General features: G+C 72.6%; 12 protein-coding genes and 1 pseudogene. 3 read left to right on the top strand and 10 right to left on the bottom strand.

Translation table 11 applies throughout. From position 1 onward, the window contains the following. Positions 1 to 150: 150 nt before the first annotated feature. Positions 151 to 1536, top strand: a complete 1386-nt coding sequence (locus tag O7624_RS20630) for a transposase (RefSeq protein ID WP_282236606.1) — start codon at positions 151 to 153, stop codon at positions 1534 to 1536. 279 nt (positions 1537 to 1815) lie between these two features. After that, complete coding sequence (locus tag O7624_RS20625) at positions 1816 to 2088, top strand: hypothetical protein (protein WP_093405137.1); 273 nt, start codon at positions 1816 to 1818, stop codon at positions 2086 to 2088. A gap of 137 nt (positions 2089 to 2225) precedes the next feature. Here the strand turns inward: O7624_RS20625 and nudC are convergent, their stop codons facing one another. The 9 genes and pseudogenes from nudC to O7624_RS20580 all read right to left on the bottom strand — a co-directional run. After that, positions 2226 to 3179 (bottom strand): NAD(+) diphosphatase, encoded by a 954-nt coding sequence (nudC, locus tag O7624_RS20620; RefSeq protein WP_282236934.1) that lies wholly within the window; start codon positions 3177 to 3179, stop codon positions 2226 to 2228. A 103-nt stretch (positions 3180 to 3282) separates the two neighbouring features. Continuing rightward, the gene (locus O7624_RS20615) at positions 3283 to 4617 is read right to left on the bottom strand and encodes a pitrilysin family protein (protein WP_282236933.1); all 1335 of its coding nucleotides are present in this window, start codon (positions 4615 to 4617) and stop codon (positions 3283 to 3285) included. Between the two features lie 120 nt (positions 4618 to 4737). Then, a complete protein-coding gene (locus O7624_RS20610) occupies positions 4738 to 6051 on the bottom strand; it encodes a pitrilysin family protein (RefSeq protein WP_093405128.1) in 1314 nt (437 codons plus the stop codon). Positions 6052 to 6153: 102 nt separating this feature from the next. Further along, on the bottom strand, positions 6154 to 6336 hold the full coding sequence (locus O7624_RS20605) for a hypothetical protein (protein WP_093405125.1): 183 nt from the start codon (positions 6334 to 6336) through the stop codon (positions 6154 to 6156). A gap of 273 nt (positions 6337 to 6609) precedes the next feature. Further along, positions 6610 to 6813: a cold-shock protein gene (locus tag O7624_RS20600; RefSeq protein ID WP_013735772.1), complete on the bottom strand. Its 204-nt coding sequence runs from the start codon at positions 6811 to 6813 to the stop codon at positions 6610 to 6612. A 231-nt stretch (positions 6814 to 7044) separates the two neighbouring features. Next, on the bottom strand, positions 7045 to 10401 hold the full coding sequence (locus O7624_RS20595; protein WP_282236932.1) for an ATP-dependent DNA helicase: 3357 nt from the start codon (positions 10399 to 10401) through the stop codon (positions 7045 to 7047). Continuing rightward, entirely contained in the window at positions 10398 to 13955 is a 3558-nt protein-coding gene (locus O7624_RS20590; protein WP_282236931.1) for a PD-(D/E)XK nuclease family protein, read from the bottom strand. The genes O7624_RS20595 and O7624_RS20590 overlap by 4 nt, the downstream gene beginning before the upstream one ends. Before the next feature lie 212 nt (positions 13956 to 14167). After that, positions 14168 to 14713 (bottom strand): TIGR00730 family Rossman fold protein, encoded by a 546-nt coding sequence (locus O7624_RS20585; RefSeq protein ID WP_093405120.1) that lies wholly within the window; start codon positions 14711 to 14713, stop codon positions 14168 to 14170. A gap of 143 nt (positions 14714 to 14856) precedes the next feature. Beyond that, positions 14857 to 15681, bottom strand: a pseudogene (locus tag O7624_RS20580) (TIGR00730 family Rossman fold protein); the annotation flags it as partial. 139 nt (positions 15682 to 15820) lie between these two features. Here O7624_RS20580 and O7624_RS20575 point away from each other — a divergent pair. After that, positions 15821 to 15973: a hypothetical protein gene (locus tag O7624_RS20575; RefSeq protein ID WP_282236930.1), complete on the top strand. Its 153-nt coding sequence runs from the start codon at positions 15821 to 15823 to the stop codon at positions 15971 to 15973. 37 nt (positions 15974 to 16010) lie between these two features. Here the strand turns inward: O7624_RS20575 and dapE are convergent, their stop codons facing one another. After that, positions 16011 to 17081, bottom strand: a complete 1071-nt coding sequence (gene dapE, locus O7624_RS20570) for a succinyl-diaminopimelate desuccinylase (protein ID WP_210939831.1) — start codon at positions 17079 to 17081, stop codon at positions 16011 to 16013. Positions 17082 to 17086 lie beyond the last annotated feature (5 nt).

The raw sequence follows: 17086 nt of genomic DNA, 5'->3' as shown, positions 1-17086 counted from the left end.
CCTGCGGGGCCGCCGGCTGCTCAGCCGGCGGCCCCGTCTCGTGTTTTGACCATCGGGGGGATTCGTGGTGGTCGAGGTCTAGCGGAATGGGGAGGACCCTGTCCATGATCTGAGTTCTCACACAAAGATCATCAATGGGCAGGGTCCTCGATGAGGAGCGTAACGGCTACTGGTGCCGGTGGCGGCGAGCTGGACCGGATCTTGTTGGATTCGTGGCGGCGGGAGTTGTACGAGGGTGTCCTCGCGTCCCGGTCGCGGACGTTGTTCACGCTGGTCGACGAGTTGGCCGCCGATCAGGGCCGGTGTGGCTGTCCGGCGCATCTGTCGCTGGGCACCGTCACCGGGCACGCCGCGGCGTACCGGGCGTTACGCGACGGCGAGATCGACACCGGCCGGGCGTTGCGGGCGGCGTGCCGGATCGCCGCGCGGTCCGGCCTGCCCCGGGTGTACGCCGTCGACACCACCGCGTGGCCACGGCCGAACGCCACCACCAGCCCGGACCGGCAGCCGCAGTACACCCCGGGCGGCCCGCGCGGCGCGGCCCAGATCAAGACCGGGTGGCGGTATCAGCATGTCGTCCGGTTGACCCTGACCCCGGACTCGTGGGTTGTGCCGGTCCTGGCCGACCGGATCGCCTCCGACGACGACCTGGTCGAGGTCACCGTGGACCACATCGCTCGGGTCTGCGCCCAGGACGGCGCCTGCCCGGCCGATCCGTCGCTGTTCCTGCTGGACTCCGGCTACCCCGCGGCCCGGATCACCCATCTGCTGCGCGAACGCGGGATTCCCGCGGATGTCCTGGTCAGGCTGGCGACCTCGCAGACCATGTGGACCAGACCCGAACGCCGGGCCGCGCACCCCCTCGGCGGCCGGCCCCGCCGCCACGGGTTCCGCCTGGCCCTGCGCCAACCCGACCTGCACCCGGATGCCGGTGTCAGCGGACCACTCGACATCTACGGCACCGTCACCGTCCGAGCCTGGCACCAGGTCCACCCCAAACTCACCCGCGCCAGCCGAGGCTTCGAAGACCAGCCCACCCTCCCGATCGTCGAGGGCAGCGTCTTACTCGCCCGGGTCCAGCACCTGCGCCCCAGCCGCCGCGCGGGCGACCTCGCACTCTGGTACTCCGGTACCCGCCGTGACCTGCTCACCCTGGTCATGACCTACCTGGCCCGCTTCGACATCGAGCACTACTTCCGATACCTGAAGACCACCGCCCACGCCCCGGACTTCCACCCCCGCCAGCCCGGCACCCTGACCACCTGGCTCCGCCTGCACTCCTACGCCTACCTGCACCTGTTCTGCGCCCGCACCCACCTGACCCACCACCGGCTGCCCTGGGAACCCACCACCACCACGACACCGACCCCCGGCCAGACCCGCCGCCAGGTTTCGCCCGCTCTGCGCAACGCCTGGCAACCACCAGGCCACCCGAAACCCGGCCACCCCGGCCCCGGACGCCCCGCCGGAAAACGCCGCAAACGCCGCACCCGATACCCCGTCATCCGCAAGAACGCCATCCACAAGGGCAAGTAACAGCCCTCACCCACACCACCACGAACACACCCACACCACACCGCCAGACCACCCTGCCCACAGACCGGTCAAAACACGAGGCGGGGCCGCCGGCTGCTCAGCCGGCGGCCCCGTCGTCGTCTGTCCCGCACCGACGTTGAGCAGGGATCGGATGATCGGTCGGGTCTGCGGACCGTTGGGCGCGTTTCACTTGCTGGGACGAGCGCCGGGCGTACGATGGCGGGGTAGTGACGTGGAACTTCCACGGTTCCACCCGTCGCGACACATCCGGAGACCCAGATGCGGTTCCTGATCGTTCGCACCGACATTCGCGCCGCCGCCGACGCCGACATCACCGCTGCCTGGGCCGGAGGCCAGCGGCTGCGGGACGAGACCGCCCGGCCCGAGCCACGACGCCAGGTCGTCCACGCCGACGACCGCGACGCCGCACTGCTGCTGGCCCGCGCGATCGCCACCGTGGGCTCCGTACGCTCCGGTAAGCAGCGGGTCAAGGTGCTGCCGCTGGACGACGCACACCACCAACGAGCCGCCCCCGGCTGGCCCGGCACCTGAACCACCACCCGTCCGTCGTGGTCGACCGGCTCCCCCGCCGAGTTCCTCACCCAGCCGACCACGACGGCCCGTGTCCCCGGTCCGTGACCGCCGCGGCAACGACGGTCACGGACCGGGGCCGCACTCCAGATCACCGCTCAGCAGTCCCCGTCGAGCCACCGGTGCACCAGAAACAGCGCGATCGACGAGGGTGGTGGCAGCAGCAGCCGGGTGTCACCCACCTCGACGGTCCGTCCGGCGAGCGCCGCCTCGATCTCCTGCCGGGAGAACCAGCGCGCCTCGGCGATCTCAGCCGGATCCAGCCGCAGCGGGCGCCCCGGGTCGGCGATGGCCAGGAAGCCGAGCATCAGCGAGCCGGGAAACGGCCATGCCTGGCTGCCCGCGTACGTGATGCCGGAGACCTCGACGCCGACCTCCTCGCGGACCTCGCGCAGTACCGCCGCCTCGGCCGACTCCCCCGGCTCCAGATAGCCGGCCAGGCAGGAGAACCTTCGCCCGTGCTTCGTACTGGGCCAGGTGGCGTTGTTGCCGAGCAGGCACCGGCCCTCGCCGCCGCCGATCCCGTCGTGCACGAGCACGATCATCGCCGGGTCGGTACGCGGCCACACCCGCTCGCCGGTCGGGTCCACCCGGGTCCAGCCGGCCTCGTCCGCCCGGGTCGGTTCACCGGTCACCGGGTGGTAGAGATGCCGCAGGTGCCAGTTGGTCAGGGCCAACGCGGTGGTGAACAGTCCGGCGTCCCGGTCGCTGAGCAGGTGCCCGATGGCGCGTAGTTGGGCCGACCGGGTCTCCGGCACCACCGGCAGGGTGCCGTGTACACAGAAGACCGGCGCTCCGTCCGGCTCGACACCGAGGAACATCGCGCCGGTGGCGAGGGCCGGCGGCAGGTCGTCGGCAGCCACCAGCACCAGCTCCGGCACGGCGGTGTCGGTACGCACCAGGGCCCGCCCACCCGCCTCGACGTCCAGCACCAGCACCCGCGCTCCGGCCCACGCCTGGGCCAGCCACTGCGGATCGGTACGCCGGTGCGCCGCGCGATCCAGCGTCGAACGGGCCAGCGGCGGGCTGCTGTTCCCGCATTCGCTCACCACGGCGCTCCACCGGAACGCCGGCCGGTGTGCGGCACCGTCGCTCGACCACGACTACGCACGCCGGTGTGCGGCACCGTCGCGCGACCACGACGACGCACGCTCGTCACGGGACGGGAACGGTCTCGACCTGGGCCAGCGTGGCCAGTGACGCGGCGACCCGCTCGGCGTCGCCGAGCACGACCGTGACGGCTCGGGACGGAGCGAGATAGCGAGCCGCCACCTCGGTGACGTCGTCGACACCCACCTTCGCCAGCCGGGCCGCGTGTTCGGCCAGGAAGTCCAGCCGCAGCCCGTTGCCGGCGTACGCGCTGACCAGCGAAGCCAACCCGGCCTGAGTGGAGATGCCGAGCTGGAGTGTGCCGAGTGCGTACTGCCGAGCCTGTTCCAACTCGTCCGGCGCAGGCGGCACGGTGGCGAGCCGACCCAGCTCGTAACTCGTCTCCAACAACGCCGGTGCCGTCACCTCGGTGGCCACCTCGGCGGCGGCCACCAGCACCGAGCCGGCCACCGCGTGCTCGATCAACGAGTGCGGGCCGTAGGTGTAGCCCTTGTCCTCCCGGATGTTCTCCACCCAACGCGAGGAGAAGTAACCGCCGAAGACCAAGTTCGCCAGTTGCAGGGCGGCGTGGTCGGGATGGGTACGCGGCACCGCCGGCAACGCCACCCGCATCGACGACTGCACCGAACCGGGTCGGTCGACAAGCAGCAGCGGACCCGGTTTCAGCGGCGGGGCGGGCGGCACCTCGACCGCGTGCCCGGCACCGTTCCAGCCGCCGAGGGCCTTCTCCGCCGCGTCCAACGCCCGTTCCGGACGCAGATCCCCGACCAGTACGAGCACCGCACCCGCCGGATGCACCCGCTGGGCGTGCAGCGACCGCAACGCCGCCGGGCGGACCGCGGCGACCTGCTCCGGCTCCGGTGTCTGCACGGCGTACGGGTGCCTGTCGAAGATCCGCCGGAGCAGTGCCGTACGGGCCAGGTGCGCCGGCTGGCTCCGGGCGACCTCGATGCCGTCGACGAGCCGACTCCGCTCGACGCCCACCCACCCGGCCGGGTAGTTCGCCCCGGTGAGAACCTCGGCGAGGATCTCCAGCATCCGGTCCAGCCCGGTGGCCAGGCCGGTGCCGGAGATCATCAGCCGGTCCGGGTCGAGCCCGGCGGAGAGCCCGCCGCCGATCTTCTGCAACTCGGCGGCGATCTGCACGCTGCTCATCGTCTCCGTGCCGGCGAGCAGGGTCTGCGTGAGCAGGTGACCCCGGGCCAGGTGAGCCCGTCCGAAGGGCATCCAGAGCCGCAGCTCCACCAACGGGACCGCCGGCCGGCGCACCACGATGACGGTGAGCCCGTTGCCGAGCGTGCGCTCGGCCTGCCGGGGCAGCTTGAGCCGGCGGGTCGGTCCCAGCGGCGGCAACGGTCGTCGCGGTGCGATCGCGGTCATCGTGCACCACCTTCCGTTCGTGACTGCGGGGCTCGCAAACCCGGCTCACTCCTCGCACTCACCGAGACCCACCTTCCGTTCGTGACTGCGGGGCTCGCAAACCCGGCTCACTCCTCGCACTCACCGGGACCCACCTCCGGGGAGGACCTCGACGGAGGCGCGGCGCTCCGGGCGCAGGGTGGCTGCGGCAGCCCGGACCTGCTCGTCGGTGACCTCGCCGATCAGGCTGGGTAGCTCACCGAGCAACCCCGGCTCGCCGCGCTGCTGCTCCAGCACCGCCATTCCCAGCGCCCGGCCGAGCACCGCATCGGTCTCGCGCAGCAGGTGGGTGGCCATCCGGGCCTGGGTACGGGCGAGTTCGCCGTCGCCGAGCCCGTCGTGGGCGAGCCGGTCCAGTTCCTCGTCCAGCGTCCGCAGCACCTTGTCCACGTCGCCGCCGGGCGGCAGATGCGCCTGGAGCAGCAACGCGGTCGGATCGCGTACGTCGAACGGGTCGCCCATGAAACCCAGGTAGCCGCCGACGCTGGTCACCGCGCGGTCCCGGCGCACCAACCGCTCCACCAACCGCGACGCGTCCCCGTCGGTGAGCACCTCGGCCAGCACCACGTACGGCAGGTAGGCGGCGAAGTCGCCGATCGGGTCGGGCACCCGCCACGCCGAAGCCACCGCCGGCAGCGGCGCCAACTTGTCGGTGTACGCGGTGCGCCGCTCGACGGTCAGGTCCGGCTCGGCGAAGTCCGGCCGGTCGGGTGCCGGACGGGCCGGTACGTCACCGAAGTGCCGCTCGATCAGCGTGACGGCCTCGGCGGTGTCGATGTCCCCGCTGACCGCGAGCACCGCATTGCCGCTGGCGTAGTAGTGCCGGAAGAAGTCCGCGGCGTCGGCGACGGTGGCCGACTCCAGATCATCGAAGGAGCCGTACCCGTCATGGGCGTTGGGGAAGGTGTCGAACAGCACCGGGGGCAGGGTCAACCAGGGAAACCCACCGTACGGCCGGTTGAGCACGTTGACCCGGATCTCCTCCTTGACCACGTCGACCTGGTTGCGCAGGTTCTCCTCGGTCAACCGAGGGCCACGCATCCGGTCGGCCTCCAGGAACAGCGCCCGCTCCAGGGCGTTGCTCGGCAGGGTCTCGAAGTAGTCGGTGTAGTCCAGATGGGTGGAGCCGTTGAAGGTGCCGCCGGCCCCCTGCACATGTCGGAAGTGGGCCAGCTTCTCCAGGTTCTCCGAGCCCTGGAACATCAGGTGCTCGAAGAGGTGGGCGAAACCGGTGCGCCCCTCCGGCTCGGAGCGGATGCCGACGTCGTAGACGACCGCCACACCGATGACCGGGGCGCTGCGATCGGGGGTCAGGACGACCCGTAGGCCGTTGTCGAGGGTGAACCGTTCGACCGGATACCTCGTCGCTGGGATTCTCGCTCTGCGGGTCGGCACGGATCCGACCCTAACGTCTCGGCGCGCCCGCCGGTGCCGGCGTGCGAGGAAGCGCACCGCGGTCGGGTCTGCGCGAAGACCCGACCGGAGCACCGCGTCCCGTCAGCCGGACGCGGTGCCCGTACGGTCGGTCGATGCCGGTCGGTGCAGCTCCACCAGGCCGGACGGAGCGGACCCGCCCGGTGTGACCGGCCAGGGTGCGAACGTCACGGCCGTGGCCAGCAGCAGCCCGACTGCCGCCACCGCGATCACCAGAAGCAGCTCACGCGCTGCCGAGCCCACCATGGTCTTCCTCCCCCGTACCCGATCAGGAGCCCCCCGGCCCCTCCCCCCGCAGCCAGGCTTCCCGAGCCGGTTCAGGAAGACAGTCGCCCACCCGACGATCGGTACGCTGATTGCCGACTCAGGCTTGCGGTGCCGCTCGGTGCCAGCCTGACGCGCCGACCAGGACCGGCCGGGGATGCCGGCCCCGCGCCCGCGCTGGAAACAGGGACGGCCGGGCCACCACCGGTGCGCAGTGCACGGTGGTGACCCGGCCGACGCCGGGTGACCGAGAGGTCAGAGCGGACGGATGTTCTCCGCCTGCGGGCCCTTCTGGCCCTGCACGACCTCGAACTCCACCCGCTGGTTCTCGTCGAGGCTGCGGTAGCCGGAGGACTGGATCGCCGAGAAGTGGGCGAAGACGTCCGCGCCGCCGCCGTCCGGGGTGATGAAGCCGAAGCCCTTGTCAGCGTTGAACCACTTGACGGTGCCAATAGCCATGCTTGTTTCGTCTCCTTGACGGAACGTCAACTCCGCACCTGTTGCGGAGTTGAAAGAGGAATGTCCCGAGCGAACCTGCTCGGAACGCCTGTCGCTGCTGGTCGCCCCGCCCGGAGAAGTCCGGACATAACAAAGAGCGCCTGGGGCCACATTCCGCCAGGCGCAAACAGAGCTGGTAACCGAAACTGCAACGAGGGAACCCTACCACGGATCCGGCACCACGCCAGTGCTTCATGTCGACTCGGGAACCGAGCTGATCAGCGCGGTCAGCCCGTCGACGTCGAGCAGGTCCATCGGACGGACCGTCTCCCCGTCACGCACGTAGTGGAACGCCGCACCGACCCGGTCGACCGGCACACCGGCCAGCTCCGCCCAGGCCAGTCGGTAGACCGCCAGTTGCACCGCCGCCACCTCGGCGGCGGTGCCCTCCGGCCGCGCGCCGGTCTTCCAGTCGACCACGTCGAAGCGGTCGCCCGGCCGGCGGAACACGGCGTCCATCCGGCCGCGTACCACCACACCGCCGATCACCGTGGCGAACGGCACCTCCACCTCGATCGGAGTGCGGTCGGCCCACTCGCTCGCCAGAAAGCGCCGCTGGAGCTCGGCCAACTCCTCGTCCGGCGCCGCGTCCGCGTCCGCCGCCCCCGGTAGCTCGTCGGTGTCGAGCAACCGGTCCGCGCCGAACCGCTGCTCCAGCCAGGCGTGGAACGCGGTGCCCCGGCGAGCGTACGGATTGGGCTCGGTCGGCATCGGGCGACGCAGTGCCCGGGCCAGCCCGGCCGGATCCCGGCGCAACGCGACAAGTTGCGTCACCGACAGCTGCTCGGGCAGCGACACCTCGATCGGGCCGGAGAGCCGGCTCACCTCCGCCCGCTCGGCCAGCAGCAGCTCAGCCTCCCGTCGCCACCGGGCCACGTCCGGATCCTCCCCGACCGCGTCGTCCGGCGGGTCCCCGGCGTCGCCGTCGGTTAGGAAACGGCGGACCAGCGCCGCCGCCTCGGCCAACACCGGACGGCGAGGGCCGAGTGGATCGGCGGGCCACTCGGCCCGCAGCACCACCTCGGTGGTCGGGTTCACCGCGTCCGGCGCGGGTTCCGGCGCCCACTCGTCGACCAGGTGGCCGGCACCGCCGTCCAGGCAGGCGTCGTGCATCTCGCGGAGCAGCGCCGACGGTCCGCGCGGCCGTTTGGTGCCCTCACCCCACCAGTGGCCGGAGCAGAGCAGCAGCCGCCGGGGCCGGGTCACCGCCACGTACGCCAGCCGTCGTTCCTCCCGCTCGTCGTGGGCCCGCCAGGCATCGGTGAAGTCCTCCACCGCCCGGGCCACGCCACGCTGGTCGTCCGCCTCGGCCAGGGCCAACTCGGGCAGCCCGTCGGCGTCGCCGCGCAGCGGGAACGGCAGTACGCCCAGGCCGCCGAGCCAATGGTCAGAATTGCGGACCGGCCCCGGCCACACGCCACGACTCAGCCCGGCCACCGCCACCACGTCCCACTCCAGCCCCTTGGCGGCGTGTGCGGTGAGAATCTGCACCGCCCCCTCGACCACCTCGACCTCGCCCGGCGCGAGACCGCGCTCCTCATCCTCGGCGGCGGCGAGATAGGCCAGGAACCCGGCGAGCGTGGCGGCCGGCGACTCCCCGCTGAACCGGGCGGCCACGTCACCCAACGCGTCCAGGTGCCCCCGGGCCAGCCCGGCGTCACCGGCGCCGTCGCGGCCCGCCCGCACCGCCACCTCCACATCGAGCCCGATGGTCCGCTCCACGTCCGCGATCAGTTCCGGCAGGGTCTGGTCCAGCCGGTAGCGCAGCAGGCCCAGTTCCCGGGCGTACGCGCGCAGCCGCGCGTACCCCTCGGCCGAGTACGCCTGCGCCGGCCCCAGGTCGGCAAGCGCCTCCACGAGGGTGGCCTCATCGAGGCGGTCTGGGGTGATCTCCGGAGCGCCGTCGTCGGCCAGCCGGCGGCGGGCCGCCGCGATGGCCCTGGCCCGCCGGTGCAACGCCACCAGATCCCGCGGCCCGATCCGCCACCGTGCTCCGGTCAGCAGACGCAGCAACGCCGCCCCGTCGGTCGGGTCGGCCAGCACCCGCAGCGTGCAGACCACGTCGCGTACCTCAGGGGTGTCCAGCAGACCGCCGAGCCCGACCACCTCGACCGGCAGGCCGCGCTCGCGCAGCGCGGCGGCGATCGCCGGGATCTGGCTGCGCAGCCGGACCAGCACCGCCGTGGTCGGGCGTCGCGTCACCGGGATGTGCTCGGGCGACACGCCCGATGTGCCGGCCGCCCCACGCCAGGCGGCCAGCAGGCTGTCGGCGATCCAGTCGGCCTCGTCGGCGTAGGTCGACAGCAGCGCGCAGTGCACCGTGCCGGCGGCGGCCCCGCGCGGGCTGCGATGCGGAATCGGCTCGTCGACAGCGAGCGCGGCGTGCAGCTCGGGCACCCGCGCCCCGGCCGCGCGTAGCGGCGTGGCCAGCGCGTTCGCCACCGCCAGGATCTCCGGTCGGTTGCGCCAACTGGTGGTCAGCCCGAGCACCCGCGCCGGGCCGCCGTCGGTGCGGGCGAACTCGGTCGGGAAACGGTCGAGCGTGCCGGCGCTGGCTCCCCGCCAGCCGTAGATGGACTGGCAGGGATCACCCACCGCGGTCACCGGATGGCCGTCGCCGAACAGCGCTCTGAGCAGCACCACCTGGGCATGACTGGTGTCCTGGTACTCATCGAGCAGCACCACCCGGTAGCGACTACGCTCGATCTCACCGACGCCGGGATGGTCCCGGGCGACCCGAGCCGCCCGAGCAAGCTGGTCGGCGAAGTCCATCGCCTCGAAATCGTCCTTCCGGCGGGCGTACCCGCGCACCAACGGCAGCAGCTTCAGCCGGGCCTGCTGGAGAGCGAGGGCCTTGCGTACCCCGGCGTAGATCCGCCCCGGACGTGACTGCACGTCGGCGAAGAACCGGCCGGTCCAGGCGGCCAGCTCGTCCGGCTCGACCAGGTGCTCGTCCAGCTCACCGGCGAGCGCGAGGACCGCGTCGGTGACGGTGCTCGGCATCCGGTCCACCTCGGACATGTCCCCGTCGTAGTTGCGCACGATCAGGTCGACCAGCTGCCAGCGGGACGCCTCGGTCAGCAGCCGGGTGGAGGGCTCGTAGCCGGCGCGCAGACCATGCTCGGTGACGATCCGCCCGGCGTACGAGTGGTAGGTGGCCACCGTCGGCTCACCGGCGAGGGGGTCGTCGAGCGGGTTGCGCTCGCGGCGGCCCAACCGGCGGACCAGCTGGTCGAGCCGGACGCGTACCCGGTGCGTTAGCTCACCGGCGGCCTTGCGGGTGAAGGTGAGGCCGAGCACCTGCTCCGGCCGGACGTACGAGTTGGCCACCAACCACACCACCCGGGCGGCCATCGTCTCGGTCTTACCCGAGCCCGCACCGGCGACCACCAGCAGCGGCTCCACCGGCGCGGCGATGATCGCCGCCTGTTCCCGGGTGGGCGCCGGCAGGCGGAGCAGCTTCGCCAGTTCCACAGGCGTGTACCGGGGGCCGGCGTCGGCCGCGCGGGGTGCCGGTGGGACCGGCTCGAACAGGGTGGGCTGCGTCACGGCTCGACCACCTGCCGGCCCTGACCGGAGACCGGACAGCTGCTGCGCACCGGGCAGACCCGACACTTCGAGTTGGCGACCGCCGCGAAGGTCGAGGCGGCCATCGTGTCGGCGGTACGGCGCACCAGCGCGGTCGCCCAGCCGGCCTCCGGACCGTCGGTGGTCGGCGGCTGGGCCTGCTCGCGGGCATCCTTCGCGCCGGTGCCGAGCTGCACCAGTGCCGCGCCACCGGGCTCGTCGCCGAACTCGGCGAACGCGCCAGCCTCCACCGCCGCCTGGTACGCGCCCAGCTGGGGATGTTCGGCCACCTCGCGCTCGGTGACCGCGGTGGACTTGCCGGTCTTCAGGTCGACCACCACCAAGCGGCCGTCCGCGTCGATCTCCAATCGGTCGACCCGGCCGGTCAGCTCGACCGGCCGGCGCGGATCGTCGAGGCGTACCGCGAACTCCTGTTCGATGGCGAGCAGCCGGCGCGGGTTGGCGGCCAGCCAGCGCAGCAGCTTGTCGACCATCTCCTCGGCACGGGTCTGCTCCGGACCGACCATCCACCGCGCGGCCAGCTCGATCGCGTCGAAGCGGGCGGCCACGTATTCCAGCAGCGTCTCGCGGTCGGCCCTGGCGTCCTCGGCGAGCATCGCCGCCGCGTGCACCAGGTTGCCGACGCCCTGCGCGGTGCTGGCCGGTGCGCTGCCGCCGTGCCGTTCCAACAGCCAGCGCAGGCTGCACCGCAACGCGCTCTCCATCCCGGACGGGGTCACCCGGACCGGCTCACCGTCGTCGACAAGCGGCCGGTCGTCGGAGAGCGGGCGCAGCCCCCACCAGTCGTCGGGATGCGCGCCGGACACCCCGGCGGCGGCCAGCCGTGCCAGTTCGGCCGCTGCCGCGCGCCGCCGGGCGAGCGGTGCCGCCGGATCGGCGACCGCGGTACGCAGCTCCGCCACCAACGCGGGCAGTGTGAGCGCCCGGGGCGGCCGACTCAGCGGCAGCCGAGCCGGCGCGGAATGCCCTTCCCCGGTGGTACCCGCCGGGCCGTCATCGTCCGGGATGCCTTCCGCCGGGGTGCCGGCTGGGAGCGGCTCGTCCGGCGGCTGGGGCCGCGGCGGCGGACCGCCGGCGCCAGCCGGATCGTCGGTGGGGCCCAGCTCGTAGAGGAATCGGCTGGGTTGCTCCTCGTGGTCGTCGCCGCCCACTGACGCGGAGGCGACCGCGCTGACCAGCAGCCGCCGCCGAGCACGGCTCACCGCGACGTGGAACAGCCGCCGCTCCTCGTCGAGCAGCGCCGAGGTCTGCCCGACCACGGTGGCGAGCGCGGCCGCGCCGTCGCCTCGGCCGGCAAGCACGTCGACCAGGCGCTCCGAGCCGAGCAGGCTGCCGCGCAGCCGCAGATCCGGCCAGACACCCTCCTGCACGCCGGCCACCGCGACCAGGTCCCACTCGAGTCCCTTGGCCGCGTGCGCGGTGAGCAGCCGCACGGCGTCGCCCCGGTCGGCGGTCGGTGCGAGCGTGTCGGCCGGCAGTTCCTGACCGAGCACGTGGTCGAGGAAGACCTCGGTACGCGCGCCCGGCAGCCGATCGGTGAACCGGGCGGCGGCGTCGAAGAGGACAAGTACGGCGTCCAAGTCACGGTCGGCCGCCTCGGCCCGGCGACGCCGGGCGAGATCACCCTCGCCGGCCACTGTCGGGCCCCGGGTCAGCGCGGCCGACCACAACTCGGCCAGCCCACTGGCCCGCCACACGGCCCAGAGGACCTCCTCGGCGGTGGCGGCCGGCCGGTCGGCCGCCTCCCGGGCGACGGCGAGCAAACCGGCCACCGTCTGCGCCGGCTCGGCCCAACGCCGCTCGACTCCGACCAGCTCGGCCGGGTCGCGGAGCACCTCGATGATCAGCTCTCCGGAGGGCCGGCGGTCGCCCCGGGCCAGGGCGAGGGCACGCAGGCCCTGCCGCAGGCGCCGCTCCGCCAGCGGGTCGGCACCACCGAGCGGCGAGTGCAGCAGCGCGACCGCGGCCTCCTCGTCGAGTCGCTCCGGCTCCAACGCGCAGCGCAGCAGGAGCAGCAGCGGCGCGACCGCCGGTTGCAGGTGCAGCGGAAGATCCTCACCGTGCACCACTGTCGGCACGCCGGCCGCGTGCAGCGCCCGACGCAGCCCGGGCAGCTGCCGGGCGGTGGAGCGGACCAGCACCGCCATCCGCGCCCACGGGACGCCGTCGAGCAGGTGCGCCTCCCGTAACGCGTGCGCCAACCACGCCGCCTCACTCGTGGTCGAGGAGAACGTGCGTACCTCCACCGTTCCCGGCGGGGTGTCCGGCAGTGGTCGTAGCTGCCGGTGTGCGGCCGGCCCGCGCAGCCGTCGGCCCAGCCGGGTGGTGGCGGCCAGCAGCCGCTCCCCCGCGCGGTAGCTGGTGGTCAGCAGCACCTGGGCGGCCGGTGCGCCGGAGGCGGTGCGGAACCGGTGGGGGAAGCTGGTCACTCCGCCCGGGTCGGCTCCCCGGAAGGCGTACGTGGAGGAGTCGGGATCGGCGAAGGCGACCAGGGAAAGGCCGCCGCCGGCCACCGTGTCCAGCAGCTCCAGCTGCGCGGGGTCGGTGTCGGCCAGCTCGTCGACGTAGACGTGCGCCAGCCGGCGCCGCTCGGCGGCGAGCAGCTCCGGATCGTCGCGCAGCATCCCGGTGGCGGCCCGGACCAGCTCCGCCGGGTCGTAGGCGACCGAGCCCCGGTTGGCCACGTCACGCAGGGCCAGCACGGCCACGTACTGCCGGAGGAACCGGGCGGCGGCCGGCCAGTCGGCGCGGCCGAGCCGCTCACCGAGCCGGGCCAGCTCGACCGGGCCCACCCCCCGCTCGGCGGCACGCATCAGCAGGTCGCGCAACTGGGCGGCGAATGCCCGGGTACGCAGCGCCGGCCGCAGATCCGCCGGCCAACCGACCTGGTCGTCGCCGGGCTCCGCGTCGGCCTCCGCGTCGGGCTCCGCACCGACGACGTCGAGCAGCTCGCGAATGATCAGATCCTGTTCCGGGCCGGTGAGCAGCCGGGGGGACGGTTCGCCGCGTTCGGCAGCGGCCCGTCGCAGCAGACCGAAGGCGTACGCGGGGAAGGTGCGCACCAGCGGCTCACGCAGCACCCGCTGACCGGTCGCGGCAATCCGCGCCTCGACCCGGTGCCGCAGATCGGCGGCACCTCGTCGGCTGAAGGTGAGCACCAGAATCCGCTCCGGGTCGACACCCTCGGTCACCCGGGCGGTGACCGCCTCGATGAGGGTCCGGGTCTTCCCCGTGCCCGGCCCGCCCACCACGAGCATCGGACCGGCAGTGTGCGCGACGACCTCCGCCTGCCGCGGATCGATCTGCCCCGGCGCGGCCTGACCCTGTTCGGCCTGACCGGACGCGGCGTGACCCGGCGCGGCCTGACCTGACCTGACCTGACCCTGCCCGGCCTGATCCGGCACGCCCTGACCCTGCCCGGCCTGCGGGTGAGCGGCATCCGAGGGGGGCTCGACGGACGGGCCGCTCCCCTCGGTCGGCCCGGCGGGCCGACGCACCAACCGGTACGCCTGCATCCCGCCATCCCATCACGGCCCTGCGACACCGCCCGACCCGCCACACCCGCCCGGTTGGTGTCCGGCGCTCGGCTTGCGGCAAGTCGGGGCTTCCGCTCGACGGGAGGGCCCGGTTCGCCGCATCCCGAGCCGATCACATGCCGAGCCGACCGCATCCCGAGCCGGGCGGCCGGGGCGACGGGCGGCCGGGCCGGGTCACGGCCAGGCGGCGGTCAGGTGAGGTGGGATTCGATCAGATCGAGCGCACTCGGGACGGTGTCGACCGACCGCAGCAGGTCGAAGCCGGCGGGCTTGAGGAAGGTCTGATCGGTCAGCTTGCGCAACCACTCCAGCAGCGGGTCGTAGAAACCGTCGGTGTCGACCAACACCATCGGCTTGTGGTGTAGGGCGAGCGTCGCGGTGGTCCAGACCTCGAAGAGTTCGTCGAGCGTGCCGAGCCCGCCGGGCAGGGTGAGGAAGGCGTCCGACTTCTCGATCATCAGGATCTTCCGACTGGCCATCGACTCGGTGACCAGCAGTTCGTCGGAGGCGAGGTCGGCGACCTCCAGGTCGACAAGCGCCTGCGGGATCACGCCCACCGTGCGACCTCCCGCCGCGCGTGCGCCGTTGACCAGCGCACCCATCATCCCGACGCAGCCCCCGCCGCTGACCAGCGTGTGCCCACGCCGAGCAATCTCCGCACCGGTGTCGGCAGCCAGGTCCAGCCAACGCTTGTCGAGCGTGCGGGAGGACGCGCAGAACACGCAGATCGCGGCCATCGTCAGCGCCCCGCCGGGTCGTCGGTCGCGGCGGATTCGTCCGCGGCGACCGACGACCCGTCAGCAGCAGCCGACCTCTCCGCCGCCTGCCGGTTGAGGCCAGCCGAACCCTGCGCAGCCGCCTGCCCGTTGGCGGCGGCCGACTCGGTGGCGGCGGCCTGCTGATCGGCGGCGACCCGGGCGACGGCTTCCTCGCGTACGGTCTCCTGCTCGACGCTGAGGGCGGCCTCGGCCTCCACGATGTGCCGCACCGCCGCCGCGACATCGTCGGTGACGCAGATCAGCTCCAGATCGACCGGGCCGATCTTGCCTTCGGCGGCCATCGTGTCACGCAGCCAGTCGAGCAGCCCTTGCCAGTAGTCCGCGCCCATCAGCACCACCGGGAACCGGGTGACCTTCCCGGTCTGCACCAGGGTGAGCGCCTCGAAGAGTTCGTCCATGGTGCCGAACCCGCCGGGCAGCACCACGAACGCCTGGGCGTACTTGACGAACATGGTCTTGCGGGCGAAGAAGTAGCGGAAGTCGATGGCCAGGTCGACCCACTCGTTGATGCCCTGCTCGAAGGGGAGTTCGATGCCGAGGCCGACGGAGTGGCCGCCGGCCTCGCTGGCCCCCCGGTTGACCGCCTCCATCACGCCCGGACCGCCGCCGGTGATCACCGCGTAGCCGGCCCGGGCCAGCGCCGCGCCCAGCGCCTCGGCGAGCTGACACTCGGGGCTGTCCGGCTTGCTGCGCGCCGACCCGAAGACGCTGACCGCCGGCGGCAAGTCGGCGAGGGTGTCGAAGCCCTCCACGAACTCGGAGAGGATCCGCAACGCCCGCCAGGCGTCCTTCGTCTTCCAGTCGGCCCGCGCCCGGGAGTCCAGCAGGCGTTGATCCGCAGTGCTATTGGTGATCGACTGGCGACGTAGTGTGACGGCGCCGCGATGCCGCTCCTGTTCTCGTTCGCGCCGGTTGCTCTGGGTCATGGAAGCAACCGTAGTGGAGTCCGGCCGGAGAACCCGGCAAACACTTTGTGATCTTGTGCAACCAAATCGCTTTCCCGTACGTCTTACTATTCACATACCGGGTATGCCCCGGCGCGCAGGCTTCGGGGGAGGAGACAGCGTGATCAGCAACAACGAACGGATCCGGATTCGCCGCCAGATGCAGCGACGCATCCGCGACGTGGTGGCCGAGCGCCGCCGCACCCGCCTGCTCGACAAGCCACCCGAACCGCCGGCCGATCCGGGCGCCGAGTCCCACCTGAGCGCCGTCTGACCGTCGACGCGCTCACCCGCTGACGGGGCCGGGACGATCAGGCGGCAAGCCAGCGATGCAGCGTCGCCGCACCGTCGCGGATCTTGCTGATCTCGACGTGCTCGTCCGGGTGGTGGGCCAGGTTCGGATCACCCGGGCCGAAGTTGAGCGCCGGAATCCCCATCGCGGCGAACCGGGCCACGTCGGTCCAACCCAGCTTGCCGATGGGCGCGGCGCCCACCGCCGCCAGGAACTCGCGGGCGGGAGCCGCCTCCAGCCCGGGCAGGGCGCCGGCCGCGCAGTCGGTCACGGTCAGCTCGTAGTCCGCGAAGACCTCACGCAGGTGCGCCTCGGCCTCGGCCGGCGTACGGTCCGGCGCGAAGCGGTAGTTCACCTCGATCTCGCACCGGTCCGGCACCACGTTGCCGGCGACCCCGCCGTGGATGCGGGTCGCGTTCATCCCTTCCCGGTACTCACAGCCATCGATGGTCACCCGCCGGGCCTGGTACGTCGACAGGCGGCGGAGCACCTCACCGGCACCATGGACCGCGTTGACCCCGTGCCAGGAACGGGCCGAGTGGGCCCGGACCCCGGTGGTCACCACCACGGCTCGCATGGTGCCCTGGCAGCCGGCCTCGACGATGCCGTACGTCGGCTCCAACAGCAGCGCGAAGTCGGCCTCCAGCCAGTCCGGGTGCGCCTGCGCGACCAGGTGCAGGCCGTTGTACCTCGACTCGATCTCCTCGGCCTCGTAGAAGAAGTACGTCACGTCGTAGCGTGGCGCGGGCAGGCTCGTCGCGAGATGCAGTGCATAGGCGACCCCGGACTTCATGTCCGAGGTGCCGCAGCCGTACATCAGGTCGCCGCGCAGGGTCGACGGGAAGTTGTTGTTCAGCGGCACCGTGTCCAGGTGGCCGGCGAGCACCACCCGGGAAGCCCGCCCCAGGTCGGTACGGGCCATCACGGTGTTGCCGTACCGGTAGGTGGTCAGGTGCGGGACCACCCGCAGAACCTCCTCCACGCAGTCGGCGATGGCCTTCTCGTTGAGGGACACGGACTCGATGTCGACCAGCGCGCGGGTCAACGCCACCGGATCGGCGAGGACCTCGGGGGTAAGCGGGTTCTCCATGGTCC

The sequence above is a fragment of the Verrucosispora sp. WMMD1129 genome (assembly GCF_029581255.1).
GTDB classification, from domain to species: domain Bacteria; phylum Actinomycetota; class Actinomycetes; order Mycobacteriales; family Micromonosporaceae; genus Micromonospora; species Micromonospora sediminimaris.
This window is presented reverse-complemented; position numbering and strand designations above follow the sequence as displayed.